The 16,779-nt window shown below is 38.2% G+C and carries 14 protein-coding genes; 13 read left to right on the top strand and 1 reads right to left on the bottom strand.

Translation table 11 applies throughout. From position 1 onward, the window contains the following. The first annotated feature begins 203 nt into the window (after window positions 1-203). The 8 genes from ACP8HG_RS11885 to ACP8HG_RS11850 all read left to right on the top strand — a co-directional run bounded on the left by ACP8HG_RS11885 (window position 204) and on the right by ACP8HG_RS11850 (window position 10,028). Window positions 204-410, top strand: a complete 207-nt coding sequence (locus ACP8HG_RS11885; RefSeq protein ID WP_438296395.1) for a hypothetical protein — start codon at window positions 204-206, stop codon at window positions 408-410. 928 nt (window positions 411-1,338) lie between these two features. Next, window positions 1,339-2,547: a cation:dicarboxylate symporter family transporter gene (locus ACP8HG_RS11880; RefSeq protein ID WP_438296393.1), complete on the top strand. Its 1,209-nt coding sequence runs from the start codon at window positions 1,339-1,341 to the stop codon at window positions 2,545-2,547. Then, window positions 2,525-3,592 (top strand): threonine aldolase family protein, encoded by a 1,068-nt coding sequence (locus ACP8HG_RS11875; RefSeq protein WP_438296391.1) that lies wholly within the window; start codon window positions 2,525-2,527, stop codon window positions 3,590-3,592. The genes ACP8HG_RS11880 and ACP8HG_RS11875 overlap by 23 nt, the downstream gene beginning before the upstream one ends. 162 nt (window positions 3,593-3,754) lie before the next feature. Further along, window positions 3,755-4,522, top strand: a complete 768-nt coding sequence (locus tag ACP8HG_RS11870) for a GntR family transcriptional regulator (RefSeq protein ID WP_438296389.1) — start codon at window positions 3,755-3,757, stop codon at window positions 4,520-4,522. A 340-nt stretch (window positions 4,523-4,862) separates the two neighbouring features. Beyond that, window positions 4,863-5,855: a LacI family DNA-binding transcriptional regulator gene (locus ACP8HG_RS11865; RefSeq protein WP_338655540.1), complete on the top strand. Its 993-nt coding sequence runs from the start codon at window positions 4,863-4,865 to the stop codon at window positions 5,853-5,855. 157 nt (window positions 5,856-6,012) lie between these two features. Further along, window positions 6,013-7,401, top strand: a complete 1,389-nt coding sequence (locus ACP8HG_RS11860; RefSeq protein WP_438296387.1) for a hypothetical protein — start codon at window positions 6,013-6,015, stop codon at window positions 7,399-7,401. A gap of 14 nt (window positions 7,402-7,415) precedes the next feature. Then, the gene (locus ACP8HG_RS11855; RefSeq protein WP_438296385.1) at window positions 7,416-8,837 is read left to right on the top strand and encodes an aldehyde dehydrogenase family protein; all 1,422 of its coding nucleotides are present in this window, start codon (window positions 7,416-7,418) and stop codon (window positions 8,835-8,837) included. Between the two features lie 12 nt (window positions 8,838-8,849). Then, window positions 8,850-10,028, top strand: a complete 1,179-nt coding sequence (locus tag ACP8HG_RS11850) for an iron-containing alcohol dehydrogenase (RefSeq protein ID WP_438296383.1) — start codon at window positions 8,850-8,852, stop codon at window positions 10,026-10,028. Between the two features lie 464 nt (window positions 10,029-10,492). Here ACP8HG_RS11850 and ACP8HG_RS11845 read toward each other — a convergent pair whose 3' ends face one another. Then, the gene (locus ACP8HG_RS11845) at window positions 10,493-11,281 is read right to left on the bottom strand and encodes a helix-turn-helix domain-containing protein (protein ID WP_438296381.1); all 789 of its coding nucleotides are present in this window, start codon (window positions 11,279-11,281) and stop codon (window positions 10,493-10,495) included. Between the two features lie 379 nt (window positions 11,282-11,660). Between ACP8HG_RS11845 and ACP8HG_RS11840 the strand changes: the two genes are divergently transcribed. The 5 genes from ACP8HG_RS11840 to ACP8HG_RS11820 all read left to right on the top strand — a co-directional run bounded on the left by ACP8HG_RS11840 (window position 11,661) and on the right by ACP8HG_RS11820 (window position 16,207). Beyond that, window positions 11,661-12,470: an NUDIX domain-containing protein gene (locus tag ACP8HG_RS11840; RefSeq protein WP_438296379.1), complete on the top strand. Its 810-nt coding sequence runs from the start codon at window positions 11,661-11,663 to the stop codon at window positions 12,468-12,470. 160 nt (window positions 12,471-12,630) lie between these two features. Next, complete coding sequence (locus ACP8HG_RS11835) at window positions 12,631-13,539, top strand: hypothetical protein (protein ID WP_438296377.1); 909 nt, start codon at window positions 12,631-12,633, stop codon at window positions 13,537-13,539. Window positions 13,540-13,605: 66 nt separating this feature from the next. Beyond that, window positions 13,606-15,072 carry a nicotinate phosphoribosyltransferase gene (locus tag ACP8HG_RS11830; protein WP_438296375.1) on the top strand — a complete coding sequence of 489 codons (1,467 nt, stop codon included), beginning with the start codon at window positions 13,606-13,608 and terminating at the stop codon, window positions 15,070-15,072. Window positions 15,073-15,179: 107 nt separating this feature from the next. Beyond that, window positions 15,180-15,815: a nicotinate-nucleotide adenylyltransferase gene (gene nadD / locus ACP8HG_RS11825; protein ID WP_438298651.1), complete on the top strand. Its 636-nt coding sequence runs from the start codon at window positions 15,180-15,182 to the stop codon at window positions 15,813-15,815. Window positions 15,816-16,060: 245 nt separating this feature from the next. Then, the gene (locus tag ACP8HG_RS11820) at window positions 16,061-16,207 is read left to right on the top strand and encodes a putative holin-like toxin (protein ID WP_438296373.1); all 147 of its coding nucleotides are present in this window, start codon (window positions 16,061-16,063) and stop codon (window positions 16,205-16,207) included. Window positions 16,208-16,779 lie beyond the last annotated feature (572 nt).

Genomic DNA, 16,779 nt, shown 5'->3' with positions numbered 1-16,779 from the left:
ATAGTCTGTTCTATAATCGAAAGCCAGCCAAACAATTACTAAATAGGATTCTACAACATCGAAGTCAATTTATAATGATTACTTGTCATAAAGGTACCAGTTTAATTGTAGATGACTTGACTGGTAGGAATATATGTTCTATAATACTGAATACACGAACTATTGTTCGTGATAAAAGTTTAATAGAGAAGGTAGGTGTTTAAATGGGGTCTTATTATGTAAACAAAAATGCACAATCGAACGGTGATCATGAAGTTCACGTAAGTACATGCAGTCATTTACCAATTGCTGAAAATCGTAATTACTTAGGTGTATTCTCAAACTGCAAAGACGCAGTTCTAGCAGCTAAGAAATTATTTGCTGCAGCTGATGGATGTTACAATTGTTCAAATCCATGTCATAAGCAATAACTTTATAAAATTTGAATATTGATCATATTCAATAGGATCAAATAGTAGTTGGATAGAAGAATAATTATAAGAACTTTATTCTATGAAAAGGTAACAAAGTAATAGTTAAAGTCATACTCCTACATTAAGCAAGTATAAAAACTCAATCCAAGAAAAACTCGGATTGAGTTTTTATACTTGCTTAGAATGGACGTAAGCTATAGGGAGCAAGCCCCGAAATATGAACCACTGGACTAGATAATCCAAAAGGAAAAGTATATGAGTCAGGGAGTTTAGTGATGGTTGCCTGTGCACCACACATTCCATCCAGCACCTTCCAATAGGCTGGGGGAGATAGAGGTATGAAGTTTTTCAAATGATCATAGCGGTATTCTGCCTATCCAACGTCCGCTGTCAGATGCATAAACTGATAGCGGGGTTTTCTTCCTTCCTGCTTAATGCAGCCCCCCAACCACTTGCCACAGATGTAATTATAAAACTCCTAGATTCAACCATTTATTTCTCCCTCTCCTTGGTTCCAAAGTTTTATTCTCATTGTAACAACTACCTATCCACAACTGTATTGGACATTGCAGGGGGTATTTGAAAAAACTTATGTCCTAATCCCTCAGCTTATCTGAACAATTGTATCGAGCTAAAACAGTCAACATATGGCTGTTTTTTTGTTTTGCGCTAATCCATTTAGTTGAGTAATCCCTATCATTAAGCATCCTTTAAATAATTCTCTATTAATACATTTAATTGAAAGAAAATAACCAATATTCAGTATTGACAACATATTATATAACAACATATAATATGTTGTGATAAATCAAAAAATAGGGAGGCTAAAAATGAGTGAGCGATAAGTGTTTTTTCATTCTATGAAATTAGTAAGGGAATAATTGTATTAGCTGATTGAACTATTAAACGAATGGAGGAATTACTGATGAAGCTAGGTTTAATCCCGAAACTATTGATAGGATTATTGCTTGGAATCGTTGTCGGGATTTATGCTCCTCAATGGTTGACGAGTATTACAGAAACAGGAAGAGTGATTTTGGGCAATTTGATTAAGTTTTTTATTCCGTTAATCATCTTTAGTTTCATAGCTGCTAGTATTGCACAATTAAAGGAAAGTGCAGGGAAGTTACTATCAGTGACGGTTGGCTTATCTTATATAGATACTGTCATCGCTTGTACCATAGCGGCTGTTACTTCATATATTGTCATTCCTGGATTTGTTAATGGGAGATCATTTTCGGAGACTACAGCTAAAGTAATTGGAGAGCCAATTGTAGAAATTGCTTTTCCTCCACTAATGGACATCATGTCGGCTTTAGTTTTAGCGATAGTGATTGGGTTGGCGGCAAGTTGGGGAAAATCGAGAATTATTGCAGACGTAGTTGATGAGTTAAAAGAGATTATTGATGTGGTAATTAGGAGATTCATGATTCCAATTATCCCAATTTTCATTTTTTGTATCTTTGTAGGGATCTCGGCAAAAGGGGAGCTTTCAGGTGCTATAGCAGTTTTTGGAAAGATGTTGTTGCTAATTATCATCTTACAACTTATCTGGTTGGTAATTGAATATACAGTTGCTGGTATTATTTCGAAATCCAATCCATTAACCGCGCTCAAATGCATGTTACCGGCTTATATTACTGCAATGGGTACGATGTCGAGTGCTGCAACTATGCCAATCTCTTTAAGACAGGCAAAGACTATTCCAGGGATGGATAAAAAAATTGCAGACTTTGTAATGCCATTATGTGCAAATATTCATTCTGCCGGTGCGGCACTTACACTAACGATTAGTGCAATTACAGTTTCCGTTTTAACACAAGGGGCGTTGCCACCGGTTAGTTTAATCATTGTATTTATCATCGTTTTGGGTATTGTTTTAACGGGAGCTGCAGGTGTCCCAGGTGGTTCGGTTTTAGCAACGCTTGGAATATTACAGTCTATCTTAGGTTTCGATGAAGTAGGCCTTGGATTAATGTTAGCACTATTTATGGTACAAGATACATTTGGTACAGCTACAAACATCACTGGAGACGGAGCGCTGGCGTTAATTGTTAACCGATTCTTCGGGAAAAAAGAGAACGAGGCAGAAGTTTTGGAGGGGAATTTACATGTCACTAGCGAGAGTAATTGATTTAAGAAGCGACACGGTTACTTTACCAAAGGCAGAAATGATTGAAGCAATCCGGAATGCGCCTTTAGGAGATTCTATTATGGGAGAAGATCCTACCGTCAACCAATTGGAAAAAAAGGCGGCTGAACTGTTAGGAATGGAAGCAGCATTATTGGTTACCTCGGGAACAATGGCTAACCAAATCACGTTGATGAGTCTCTGTAATCGGGGAGAAGAAGTGATTATGGGAGAAGATTCGCATATCTATACGCTAGAAGGTGCAGCCGCAGCTGTAGTAGCTCAAGTACAAATTCGTACGATTGAAGTCCTAGATGGAATTTACGATGCAAGCAAAATAGAGAGCCGTATTCAAATTGGAGATATTCAAAGACCGAAAACAAGTTTAATTTGTCTAGAGAATACGTATAACCTGAACAAGGGTCAAATTGTATCACTTGAAAATATGAAAGAGATAAGGGCGATTGCTAATAAACATTCCATTCCAGTCTATTTAGATGGTGCTCGTCTTTTCAACGCAGCTATTGAGTTAGGAGTTACCCCGGATGTAATATGCCGGGAAGTGGATGCTGTGCAATTTTGTTTAACGAAAGGGCTTGGGTGTCCAATCGGCTCGATTTTGGCGGGAACAAAAGAGTTTATCGAAACAGCAACAATTAACCGTCAAAGACTTGGTGGAGGAATGCGTCAAGCTGGAATAATTGCAGCACCTGCCATTTATGCATTAGATCATATGATCGATCGACTTTCAGAAGATCATAAAAAAGCAAAGCTATTAGCTGCAAGTCTTTCAACAGTAGATGGGATTAAAATTCAAGCAGAAGACGTACAAACTAACATCGTTTCACCTGTAATTTCACACGAAGAGTGGGATTCAAAACTTTTGATTGATTTTTTAGCTACTAAAGGAATTAAAGTGAAGAATATTGGAGGAAAACAGGTACGGATGGTTGTACATTATCAAATTACGGATGAAGATATTCAATTGGTTGTAAGCGCTTTCGAAGAGTTTTCTTCAAGCGTTCAAATAAAAACTACAGTTCACTGAATGAACAATAAAATATGCCCTTTTCAAGTAAATTGTGAAAAGGGCTATTTGAATATAAAATGAGGGAAATGGAAAATATACGATATACTAATATGGCAATAGAAAAAATCAGATTTATCCTGTTGGTTTTTTCTATTAGAAAATTTGTTGGAGTTGGTACTATTGACTGTATCTAGAGATAATCCAATTGCCATGTATCTTCAGATAGCAAACGTGTTAAAACAGGAAATCTTGAGTGGGAAAATAAAGCCTGGCGAGAAAATTGGATCTGAGCGTGAGTTGGAAGAACGATTTCAAGTTAGTAAAATAACGATTCGCAAGGCTGTTGAGATTTTGGGAAAAGAAGGCCTTGTACTTACGAGTCAAGGGAAAGGTACATTTGTAAAACCGAAAAAGGTAGAACAAACGTTAGATCAGTTGCAAAGCCTTTCAGATATTATCAAGAATAGTGGTTACCATCCTCAAGTAAAAATAACAAAACTTGAAATGGTATCTACACTAAATATTTTTTTGCAAGAAAAAGATAGTGAAATCGATTCCCATTGTCTTTATATCGAGCGGCTCCATACCGTCGAGGAATTACCAATAGCTTTTGCTCAAGTATACATACCCTACAATCTTGGAGAAAAATTAACAAAGAATGAATTGGAAAACAATACGATCTATGAATTACTCGAAAATAAGCTAGGTATTACTCTGGGAGAAGCTATTCAATCGATTGAAGCATGCCCAGCGAGCGAAGCGTTAGGGAAAGCGTTGGATGTACCTGAAGGTTCGCCTCTTTTAAAAGCAGAGAGACTGACCTATAGCACTCAGAACAAGCTCATCGAAAAAATCACTTTTTATTATCGGTTTGATGAATATGCATTTAAAATCAAATTGAACCGTGCCAATCTAATCCCGATGTGGCCGCCAATCCTTGATAAATGAGGTGATAGGTGCACCACACAATTCAAATACAATCCTGAGTTGATCCTTCCATGAAAGTTTTATGTTTGCTGAAATAAACATGAAACTTTCGTGCATAGGCACCACACACACAATTACATATTTATAAGGCGTGGATTAGGTATTTACTTTAATATCTAATCTTCTTTGTATTTTCATACAATTGGGTGAATTGTCCGTTATTGTTTGTTAATAGGTACCGTTTAATTTGCCCAGCTATATCAAGGCTTATCTGCCAATTTTGGTATGCGAAAGTTGAGGTAGTAACATATAGCAACTTTGTTTAACATGCTGTATTATCAATTTAAAAGGAGGGATTGTTTTGGTATCATCGAAAGACGTCGCAAAACATGCAGGCGTTTCCCAAACGACTGTTTCACGTGTATTAAACACTCCGGCATCTGTAAAAAAAAACACCCTCGATAAAGTTATGAAAGCGATCAACGATTTACATTACGTACCAAATGGACATGCACGTTCACTTGTTCAAAATAGAACCGGTACGATTGCTCTTATATCAGGGCCACTACATAACCCTTTTTTTGTTGATACAACATCAGCCATCGTCAACTATGCTACTAAAATGGGTTATCGTGTGAACGTACAATTCGTAAATGACCAAAAATTACCTGAAGCCTATGCAACTGCTATCGAACATAAAGTAGACGGCGTAATTTTATCTTGTATATTAATCGACGATCCGATATTTGAAAAGCTTAAACGAATGGATATTCCTTTCATTACATATAATCGAAAGCACAAAAATAATGAGTGTTTTGTAGAAATTGATAATTTCGAAGCAGGCTATTTATCGGCAAAACATATGATTGAAAAAGGTCATACAGCCATCGCATGGGTTGGCGGAACATTAAATGTTAGCACATTCAACAACCGTTATCTGGGATTCCTTCAAGCGATGAAAGATTATAAATTACCGTTACCTACACAATATATTTTCAATACAGACACTTCCAAACAAGATATTACACGTGCTTTTCATGAATTAATGCAGTTGGAACAGCGTCCTACTGCCATTTGTGCTGGTGCAGATTCACTTGCACTATATTTAATCGACGATGCGATTCGAGAAAAATTAACTGTACCAGATGACATAAGCATTATTGGAATTGACAATGTAGATTTGAGCAGTTACGGGTTAATCCAGCTAACTACTGTCGGTAGCATTTCTGAGCAAAATCTTGGTTATTTGGCAATTCAGAAGTTAATTGAAATGATTGAAAATAAAAAAAAGAGTTGCATACAGATTACGGAATCTGTTAAAGTGTTTGATAGAACTACAACTCAGAAAATTTAAAACAAATTTTTATAGGTTTGTTTTAAATTTTCACCCAAAATGAATACGTAACCATTTTGTAATATATTTTTTTATTTTAAATGGTTACGTATTCATATATCAAGTTTTTTTAGTTTTGTAAGGGGTGTATTTATTAGCAGGGGGGAGAAATAAGTTTATGAAATGGAAAGACCGGAAATATGGGGAAGAATCGCCGTACATACCAGCAGGACCTTTTAAAATTCGCTTACCTTTTATCCATTATCGTTTTGAGTGGCCAGACTATATTCAAGGACTACTTATGTGTGCAGTCGATTTGTCAGCAATACCACTATTAGTATCTTTACTTGGAATGCCGTTTGAAGTAGCTTTAGCAATTGTAATTTTAAACGGGCTTTTCTATTTGACTCACCATTTACTAGGTGACCCAGTTGTGCCAGGCTGGATTACACCAGCTATTCCGTTAATTATACTGTACTGTCAGCAGTTCCCTGAAGGACCCGAACGAGTTCACTCGTTAATCGCTTTCCAGATGACACTTGGATTACTCTCGATATTCCTTGGTGCAACAGGCTTAGCAACAAAAGTAGTTCAATTAATCCCTTCTGCCATGAAAGCGGGCATTATCCTAGGTGCAGGTTTAGCAGCTGTTATTTCTGTATTTCAAATCGGAGGTAAATTCGACGAATTTCCATGGACAATTACAATTGCAATAGGAATCGGTTTCTACCTTTTATTTTCAAAACATTTTGCTACATTCCAAAAACGTAATCCATTCTTGGGCATAATAGCTAAATTAGGTATCTTCCCAGTTATAATTATCGCAGTTGTAATTGCACCATTATTTGGTGAAGCACCATGGCCAACTATTCAATGGGGCTTCTCATCTCCGGACTTCATTACCCTATGGAGTGAATACACAATATTTGGTTTAGGTTTACCCCCACTAATGATGTTCGTTACTGGATTGCCAACGGTTTTGGCAGCTTACATCGTGCTATTCGGTGATGTATTACAAAGTAAAGCATTAATTGCCGATGGTGCAGCAGCGCGTCCTGATGAAAAAGTTGAGTATCTGCCAAGTCGAGCACACTTAATTTTCGGTTTGCGTAACAGTTTCATGAGTATTTTAGGTCCAGACGTTACAATGTCTGGTCCGAACTGGACGGCAATGCAAGTAGTCATGATTGAGCGTTATAAAAAAGGACGTAAAGCAATGGATTCGTTCTTCGGAGGTATCGGATCATTCCGTTGGGGTACGAATACAGGTTTAGCCTTACTACCAATCGTTAGCTTAGTACAACCAATTTTAGGTGTTGCTTTAGCGTTAACTATGTTAATTCAAGGTTACGTAAGTGTGAAAGTTGGTGTACTTGAAGCGCGCAGCCAAACAGATTTAGGTATTGCAGGCATTATCGCTGCTGTTCTTTGCATCAAAGGTGCTACATGGGCATTTGCTGTGGGTATATTGCTTTGCTTATTAATTTACGGTAAAAATTTCTTCAAAGGAGAAGTTGACAATACATTTTCCAAAGATCAACAATCAGATACAGAAAAAGCACAATAAGAAAGGATGATTCGATGAACAAGCAATATTATGTAAATGGTGAATGGAAGTCTTCAGAAAAAATTGCGGAACTAAAGTCGCCACACACAAAAGAAGTCATTGCATACATTCCACAAGCGACTCGTGAAGAGGTAGAACAAGTGATCAAGGTGGCTGACGCTGCAAAAAAACAAATGGCAGAACTCACTGCCTATGAGCGTGCGGCCATTTTGGAGCATATCGCTCAATTACTTGCCGACAATCGTCAAAAAGCAGCTGAATTAATTTCGTTAGAAGCTGCAAAACCGATTAAGTATGCATTAGGTGAAATTGACCGCACAATTGAAACATATAAATTTGCAGCAGAGGAAGCAAAACGTTTGACTGGCGAAATGATTCCGATGGACGCCGCGAAAAACGGAGCAAATCGCTTTGGATACACAATTGAACAGCCGATAGGAGTAATCGGGGCTATTACACCTTTCAACTTTCCACAAAATTTAGTTGCACATAAAGTAGGTCCTGCAATTGCAGCTGGTAACACAATTGTTTTGAAGCCAGCATCACAAACTCCCCTTTCAGCACTGTTTTTAGCTGAATTGGTTGACCAAACAGCTTTACCTAAAGGTGCCTTCAATGTCATTACAGGTAGTGGTAAAACGGTTGGTGATGCTTTAGTTGAAAGCGACAAAGTGAAAATGATTACGTTCACTGGTAGTCCTGTTGTTGGCATCGGAATTCGCAATAAGGCAGGTTTGAAAAAAGTTGCACTTGAGTTAGGGTCAAACGCTGGGTTAATTATCGACAAAGGTGTTGATTTATCTCAAATTGTACCTAAATGTGTCATGGGTGCCTTCTCAAACCAAGGTCAAGTTTGTATTTCCCTGCAGCGTACGTATGTAATGGATGAATTATTTGAGGAATTTATCAAACAATTTACTGAAACGACAAAGCAACTTGTTATTGGAAGCCCATTCGATGAATCGACGGATATTTCTGCAATGATTAATCCTAGTGAGCAAGAGCGTGCTATGAATTGGGTGGAAGAAGCAGTTCAAAACGGGGCTAAAATTGTAACAGGAGGCACAACTGAAAATGGGGTTTTCATGCCAACAATTCTGACGAATGTATCGTCCACTTCTAAAGTTTCTTGCCAGGAAGTATTTGCACCAATCGTCGTAGTTAATCGTATTTCATCCGTTGAAGAAGGTATCGCAGCGATTAATGATTCAAACTACGGTCTTCAAGCAGGTATATTTACGAATGATATCCAAACAGCTTTCCATGCTTCTAAACAATTAGAAGTTGGCGGTGTCATGATTAATGATATTCCAACATACCGAGTGGACCATATGCCATACGGTGGAGTGAAAGAAAGTGGTACTGGTAAAGAAGGCTTAAAATACGCAATTTGTGAAATGACAGAAACAAAATTAGTAGTTTGGAATCACAATTAAGGAGTGAACAGCATGTCTGAAAAAATTACATTCACACCAATTAGTTATACCGGCTGGGATTCACTATCTCACCTAATAGAAGAAGTAAATCGCTTTAACGTGAAAAAAATTCTTGTAATTACAGATCCATTTTTAAAAGATATCGGATTAACTAATAAAGTCGTAGAACCTCTAGAATACGCTGGCTACTCAACTGAAGTTTATACAGACGTCGTACCCGAACCACCGTTAGCAATTGGTGAAAAGCTAGTTGCATACACGCGTGATAACGAATTTGATATGGTTATCGGCATTGGTGGCGGTAGTGCATTAGATTTAACAAAGCTCGCAGGTGTATTAGCATCGCATGAAGGTAACGTGGCTGATTATTTAAATTTAACTGGTACAAAACAAATTACAAAAAAAGGGCTTCCTACAATCTTAATCCCGACTACTTCAGGTACAGGCTCAGAAGTAACGAATATTTCTGTATTATCACTGGAGACAACAAAAGACGTTGTAACACACGATTACTTATTAGCAGATGTGGCAATCGTAGATCCTGCTTTAACCATCTCTTTACCACCAAAAGTAACCGCTGCTACGGGTGTCGATGCACTAACTCATGCAGTGGAAGCTTATATCTCGAAAAATGCGAGCCCTATTTCTGATGCACTTGCTTTACAAGCAGTTCGCTTAATCAGTAATGCTATCCGTACTGCAGTATCGAACGGTGAAGACAAACAAGCTCGCACGGATATGAGCTACGGAAGCTATCTTGCTGGTCTTGCATTCTTCAATGCAGGAGTTGCCGGCGTTCATGCATTAGCTTATCCGATTGGTGGTCAATTCCACATCGCACATGGAGACTCAAACGCCGTATTACTTCCGTATGTAATGGGTTATATTCGCCAAAGCTGTGAAAAACGTATGAAAGATATTTACGATGCTATGGGCTTTAGCTCTGCCAATATTTCACAAGAAGAAGCTTCTTATAAATGTGTTGCAGAATTAAAACGTTTAGTAGAAGACGTGAACATTCCATCCACATTAAAAGGCTTTAATGTTACAGAAGAAGCACTAGAGAGCCTAACAAATGACGCGATTGAGCAAAAACGTATTTTAGCGCGTAGCCCAATGCCTTTAGGAAAAGACGATATTTACACAATTTATAAAGCAGCTTTTGACGGGATTATTGTTGAAAAAAAATAACTTTATAAAAAGGAATAACTCATCTGAGCGGTCAACGCGAGGATGGGTTATTTTTTATGCTGAAATGAAAGCCTCGATTGTTCCAAATAGTTCTCGTGAAAGGGCGAAAATACTTCAGCCAATGTGGATCATCCAGCTAATTCTTAGCCTTCCTGTCAATGACTTTTTTTCAATCCGCTACTGTGTACCCTTCACTAAAATACCCTTTCACCAATTGTGCAGTCGTCTCCGAAAACGCTTTAAATTGCTTGCAAGCTAAGGCATTCAAATAATCAATGACAGACACAACGTCGAGATCGTTCTCGACAAGTTCTTTTTTAATACTTTTATTCTTTTAGGTTATTGCACTTCCTCTTTAGATGATTTTGCCGCCGTCGATGGCGCATGTTGCACCACCTGATATTTCAGCTTTGTATGAACTTTTAATTGTTTTCTGGAGTGCAGGCAGCACCCCCACAATAATTTCAACGATAGTAAAACCCTTCAACGGCTATATCATAATCCATAAAAGCCTCGCTGAATAAAGCCTTGCCGATGAGTTCGCGCAAAACACCCGAATAATAGCCGGGCAGATTCCGGATTTTTTTCTGTTTAGTTGTTTGAACCGCAATACGAAGGGCATGCATGGCTAATTGCTCGAACAGTTCTCCTTTGTCTTCGTGAATACTAAATTGAAGCATTTGCAGGGACTGTTTCCGGTAGACGCCGTAAAAATTACGTGCTAATTTACTTTCTCCGATTGTTGAAGAAAGAAGAGATTTCATTTTACCGAAAAGTGTAGTAGGCAGAATTTCCGGAGGAGACGTTCTTTTAAGGTCTTTAGGTTTTATCGCTTTAGAAAGAAAAGCTTCAGTTTGCGGTTTAGCGGGTTCCACCTTACTGCCAAGAGGCTTTTCAGTACTCTCTGGGGTGTTCAATTTCGACTGGTCATTAGTAGGTTTAATGACGTAAATATTAGCGCCTAGACCGCTCATGACTGGGCGGATATAGTGAATACGTTCGATAATTTCAAGCTTTTCTAATTTGCGAATGGCGCGGCGTACAGTTGCATTGGATTTCTTAATGGCCTTTTCGATTGTTTCGTGTTTCAAGTGTGCAGCGCCATATTTAACAGAGTAGCGACGGATCATATCAAGAACAGCCCGCTCTGTTTGATTCATGTCGTTCCAGTTCGTGAGTACGTGTTGCCTTGTTGCTGCGTCTAAATCGTGTTTGTTTGTGAAGTGTGCGTATTCCGTTAGGTAAGTTGTCATAAAGAATATCCCCTTTATTCTTTATATAGAAGGGAATTGAGGTTTAGGGGACAACAATGTGAAAAAAATTTCGTTAGACAATTCGGGGGAACGACAATTGCTTAGAAAAGAAGGCAATCCTTTGAAACTAGCGAACTGTACCCCGAATCACGGACACTTTGAAAAAAGTTCCCCGATTCGGGATTTTTGTATGGTAAGCGTCAAATATTCGTCATTGTGTATGACACAACGCTAGTGGTGTTGCACAGACACTGATTTTTAATATACAGAAAGCTTTTCTTGCTTTTATTATTTACCTGATATATACTTAAATTAACGGTTTGGTAATTGTTAATTGAGTAGAAGGTTTTTGATTTTTAAGCAAAGGAGATGAAATCAGATGTCCAAATTTAAAACTGAAGAAGATGCACTACAAAATTATGATTCAAGTCAGTACAGAACGCCAGATGGCTATACAAGTGATATTGCGATATTTACGTTAATCCCAAATGAGGAATCGACTGTTGGAAGTGAATCGACCTCTCATCACTCATTAGCTTTGATGTTGATTAAGCGGGCAGTGTTCGATGCAGAAGGTGAACCTAACATCGAAGGCGGAAAGTGGGCTTTACCAGGAGGGTTTATCCATCCAGAAGAAACAGCTTACGAAGCGGCTAAGCGGGAACTAAAAGAAGAAACAGCTGTAGACGGCATTCACATTGAACACTATGGTGTGTATGACAAATTAGGTAGAGATAAACGCGGATGGATATTATCTAATGCTCATTACGCAATTGTTCCTGAAGAAAACATTAAAAGTAGGGAAGCTGCTGATGATGCAGACGATGTTCAATTATTCACGATAGATGAATTCTTTGCGTTAGATTTGGCTTTTGACCATTACCAAGTGATTAAAGATGCATTGGAAGCCGTTCGAAAAGATGTGTTTCAAACAACGGTGGTTAAAAACTTTTTAACAGAAGAATTCAAGTTGGAAGATTTACGCCAGGTGTTGCTTGCGATTATTAATGATCCTGTTGTGAATAGTAAGCCTGCGTTCTTTAGGAAAGCACCAAATCTGCCTTTCATCGTAGAAGCGTTAGACAACAATCAAGTTCCTAAAACAGCAGATCCGACAAGCACTACGAAACGGCCATCAAAATTATACCGATTTGTAGATGTAGACATTACCCCTTCGATTTGGCGCTAAATTTATGATTCAATGAAATATGGATGCCTCCTGTTACAGGCAGTCAGGTGTCCATAATCTATCGTAAATCAAAGAAACGGTAGTGATTATTATTTTTCGGCATAACAATTAACAAATGTGCAATTGTTAATATAATTTAAACTAAAGGAGTGTGTTGAAAATGATGAAAACTAAATTTGAGGAAATCGTTGATGTTTCAAGAATCGGAATTGAGAATGCGAAGGGATTCAATGAATTAATGGTTCTTGCGAATGCGGAGAAAATTACACCTTCAAGAGAAGATGTTGAAAAAGTGTTGTTTATGGGGATTGATTTTCAAAATGACTTTATGGAAAACGGAGAATTAGGTGTCCCAAATTCCCATAAGGATGTTGAACGGGTAACTAAGTTCCTTTATCAAAACCTAGATAAGGTGACGACGATTGCCTTGTCGTTAGATACACATGAATTGCATCAACTATTCCATCCGAGTTGGTGGGTAGATGGAGAAGGAAATCATCCTGTTCCATTTACAGTCATCACAAGAGAAGATGTTGAACAAGGAAAATGGATGGCTGTAGAACAACAACAAGAAAGCTTGGCATACATTATTCAGTTGGAGCGTTTAGGGAAAAAACAATTGGTGATATGGCCTTATCATTGCATTGAAGGGACATATGGCGCAGCCTTAGAAGGTCAGTTTTCGAATATGGTTCACTATCATTCCGTGATACGGCAGTCCAACATACAAAAGATTGTGAAAGGGCAAGATCCATTAAGTGAAATGTACGGAATCATTAAACCGGAGTATGCTAAAACAGACGGAACAAATTATGCGTTTCTTCATTCCCTACTCGCTTACGATAAAATTGTTATCGCTGGGGAAGCAAAATCTCACTGTGTATTGGAATCCGTTCGGCAGATCGTCGAGTACTACGGTGACAAGCATGAATTGCCATCAAAGATTTATTTGTTGGATGACTGCATGAGTCCCATCCCTGGATTTGAAAAATCAACAGAACATGCACTTAAAGAACTTCAAAAGAAGTATGGCATTCATATTGTAAATTCAACCGAATTCATGTTGTGAAGACGAACAAAAAACGGCTGTTTGTACAATAAAAGAAGCGGCACTATTATAGAGGAGGAAAAGTAAATGACTAAAAAATATCAAGATGATGGGCTAGCACTACACACGGATTTGTACCAAATTAACATGGCGGAAACGTATTGGGAAGATAATATGCATAACAAACGAGCAGTGTTTGAACTCTATTTCCGCAAGTTGCCTTTTGAAACGGGTTACGGTATTTTTGCAGGATTGGAACGAATCATTGAATTTATTCAAGAGTATCGTTTTACGGATAGTGATCTTGCTTATTTACGTGAAGAATTGGGTTATGAAGAAGACTTCCTGGCCTATTTGCAAACGGTGCGCTTTAATGGAACGATTCGAGCAATGAAAGAGGGGGAATTGGTTTTCGCGAATGAACCGATTCTACAAGTCGAAACAAGCTTGGCAGAGGCTCAGTTGATAGAGACAGCTCTCTTGAATATTGTAAATTACCAAACACTCATTGCGACGAAAGCAGCACGTATCAAACAAGTGGTGGGAGAACAAACGGTAATGGAATTTGGAACGAGACGTGCACATGAGTTTGATGCGGCAGTTTGGGGAACAAGGGCGGCGTATATTGCAGGATTTTCCGCAACGAGTAATGTGAGAGCCGGTAAGATGTTTGGCATCCCTGTGGCTGGAACGCACGCACATTCTATGGTTCAAGCGTATAAAGATGAATACAAAGCATTTCATAAATACGCTCGCCGACATAAAGAATGTACGTTTTTAGTGGATACCTATGATACGTTGCGGTCTGGTGTACCGATCGCTATTCAAGTAGCGAAGGAACTGGGAGATAGCATTAATTTTAATGCGATTCGTTTAGATAGTGGCGACTTGGCTTATTTATCAAAAGAAGCTCGAAAAATGTTGGATAAAGCGGGATTTAGAAAAACGAAAATCGTTGCTTCAAACGACTTAGATGAAAAAACCATTATGAACTTGAAGGCACAAGGAGCAAAAATTGATGCGTGGGGTGTCGGAACAAAAGTGATTACCGCATTTGACCAACCAGCTCTGGGTGCTGTTTATAAATTGGTGGCGATTGAGGATGATAACGGGAAGATGGTTGACACAATTAAAATATCTGGGAATCCAGAGAAAGTAACAACACCTGGATTGAAAAGAGTGTATCGTATTGTGAATAAGGTGAATAATCGTGCTGAAGGTGATTATATTGCTATGATGGATGAGAATCCGCAAGCGGAAGAAAAATTAAAAATGTTTCACCCGACTCATACGTTTATCTCGAAGTTTGTGACGAACTTTGAAGCAATCGAATTACATCAGGACATTTTTGTAGAGGGAGAGCTTGTGTATGTGTCCCCAACTATACAGGAAATTCAAGCGTTTGCTAAAAATAATTTAAACCTCCTGTGGGATGAATATAAGCGTACCTTGAATCCAGAACAGTATCCTGTGGATTTAAGTCAGAAATGTTGGGATAATAAAATGAGAAATATTCGTGAGGAACAAGAAAAAGTACAGAAGCTAAATAGCTAATGAAGAAATACAAAACTTACACGTTGGAGGAATGACTTATGATGCAAAAGACAGAAAAACTAAAAGCACATCTTCAAGAGCTAAATCCTGGGAAAGACATCAAGAAAATGTTTGAAAAAGGCATGAAAATAGGTATTTACGGTTCATCTTTCGACCCTGTGACCAACGTTCATTTGTGGACAGCCTCAACAGTCGCACATCGTAAAAAATTGGACTATGTTATATTTCTCCCTTCATCGAACAAACGGTTAGATAAACAAGTGCAAACGCAAAACAAGCATCGAGTGGAAATGCTAAAGTTAGCAATTGACAATAATCCTAAATTCATCTTGGATGATTACGAACTAGAAGTATTACCAGGTGATCACTATACGTATTACACAATGGAGTATTTCAAAGAAACGTTCCCAGATGCAGATTTTTATTTCATCATGGGTGCTGATTTGCTGGTGGATATCGGCAAAGGAGAATGGCGATTGGCGGAAGAGTTAATTAGTCGAAATAAATTTATCGTGATGGCTAGAAATGGGATTGACATTCTGAGCACGATTTCGAAATCACCTATTCTACGTAATCATGATGATGGTAGATTCCAATTGTTAGATAAAGGATTAGCGATGGAAATAAGTTCGACATATATTCGACAGGAATTTGAAATGGGGGGAGAACCGCAGTATTTATTGCCAGGCTCCTGCTATGAATACATTAAAAAAAATGATCTTTATCAAAAAGTCGTCCACTGAAAAATTGGGGAGGGTGAGGACAAGATCCAATCTTCTTTGCACTTTTACGCAATAGGTGGAATCATTCGTCATTTTAACTCGAATAGACATCGTATTCATACCACGGCCATGTTAAACTAAGAACAGCAGTTGCATAAAGCAGATGGGTGGTTGACACTCCCTTTTTAAAAATGAAAGGCAGACTAAGATCGCCGCGTCCTGCGGCAACGTCTGCATGACCCACGTCGTGTGGGCCCGTGTTATAGATGATGGTAACTTTTGAAGCTATGAATATGCTGTTTCAATTCGGTATATTCCTTGCTGCAGCATTAACAGCCGTTGTAGCGATAATAGTGGCTATAGTTATCACAAATCAAAAAAAAGTAACCGCCCATTACCTTTCCAGAGGATAATCGTGGGGGTTACTTCTTTTTAACACACTCTTATTTGTTACCTTTGGTCAACCGCTCTCAAGCGGTGTGTGACTGTGATTAGCTGGACGTTTCTCAGACGTTCAGCTTTTCTAATTATAGGGCGATTATATCATATTCATACGTGAAACATCTACAAAAGTCTATCATTTCATTTATTAAAGAAGGATTAACCCCATTAAATCTAATTCACTTTTTTACGGTTCTTTTAAGCGGTGTGAAATTTCAAAACTTAATTGTTTCTGTCTCCATACGATTTTCGCCTGAATGAGTGTATCAGCTGCTGGTGCAACTGGAAGAAGAGAAGATATTGATATAAACCAGTGTTTTATCGCAAGTAGTAAAAAAAGAATAAGGTTATCTAGAGAATCAAGGAAACAAATAATTCGCCAATTAAATTGCCGAAAGAAGCGGGTAATAACTATTGAAGTGAAAGCACAACTTGTTTTTTTGTAGTAGCCTCGAACGCGATACTGATAAATCAGCTGTGCAAATGAAATTTGTAAAACCACCCACTGTCAACATACATCTAGCCCTATAAGGATACTAAGAAG

Source organism: Sporosarcina sp. FA15 (assembly GCF_051550195.1).
Classification (GTDB): domain Bacteria; phylum Bacillota; class Bacilli; order Bacillales_A; family Planococcaceae; genus Sporosarcina; species Sporosarcina psychrophila.
The sequence above is the reverse complement of the archived record's forward strand: the minus strand, read 5'-3'. Positions and strand labels throughout refer to the sequence as shown.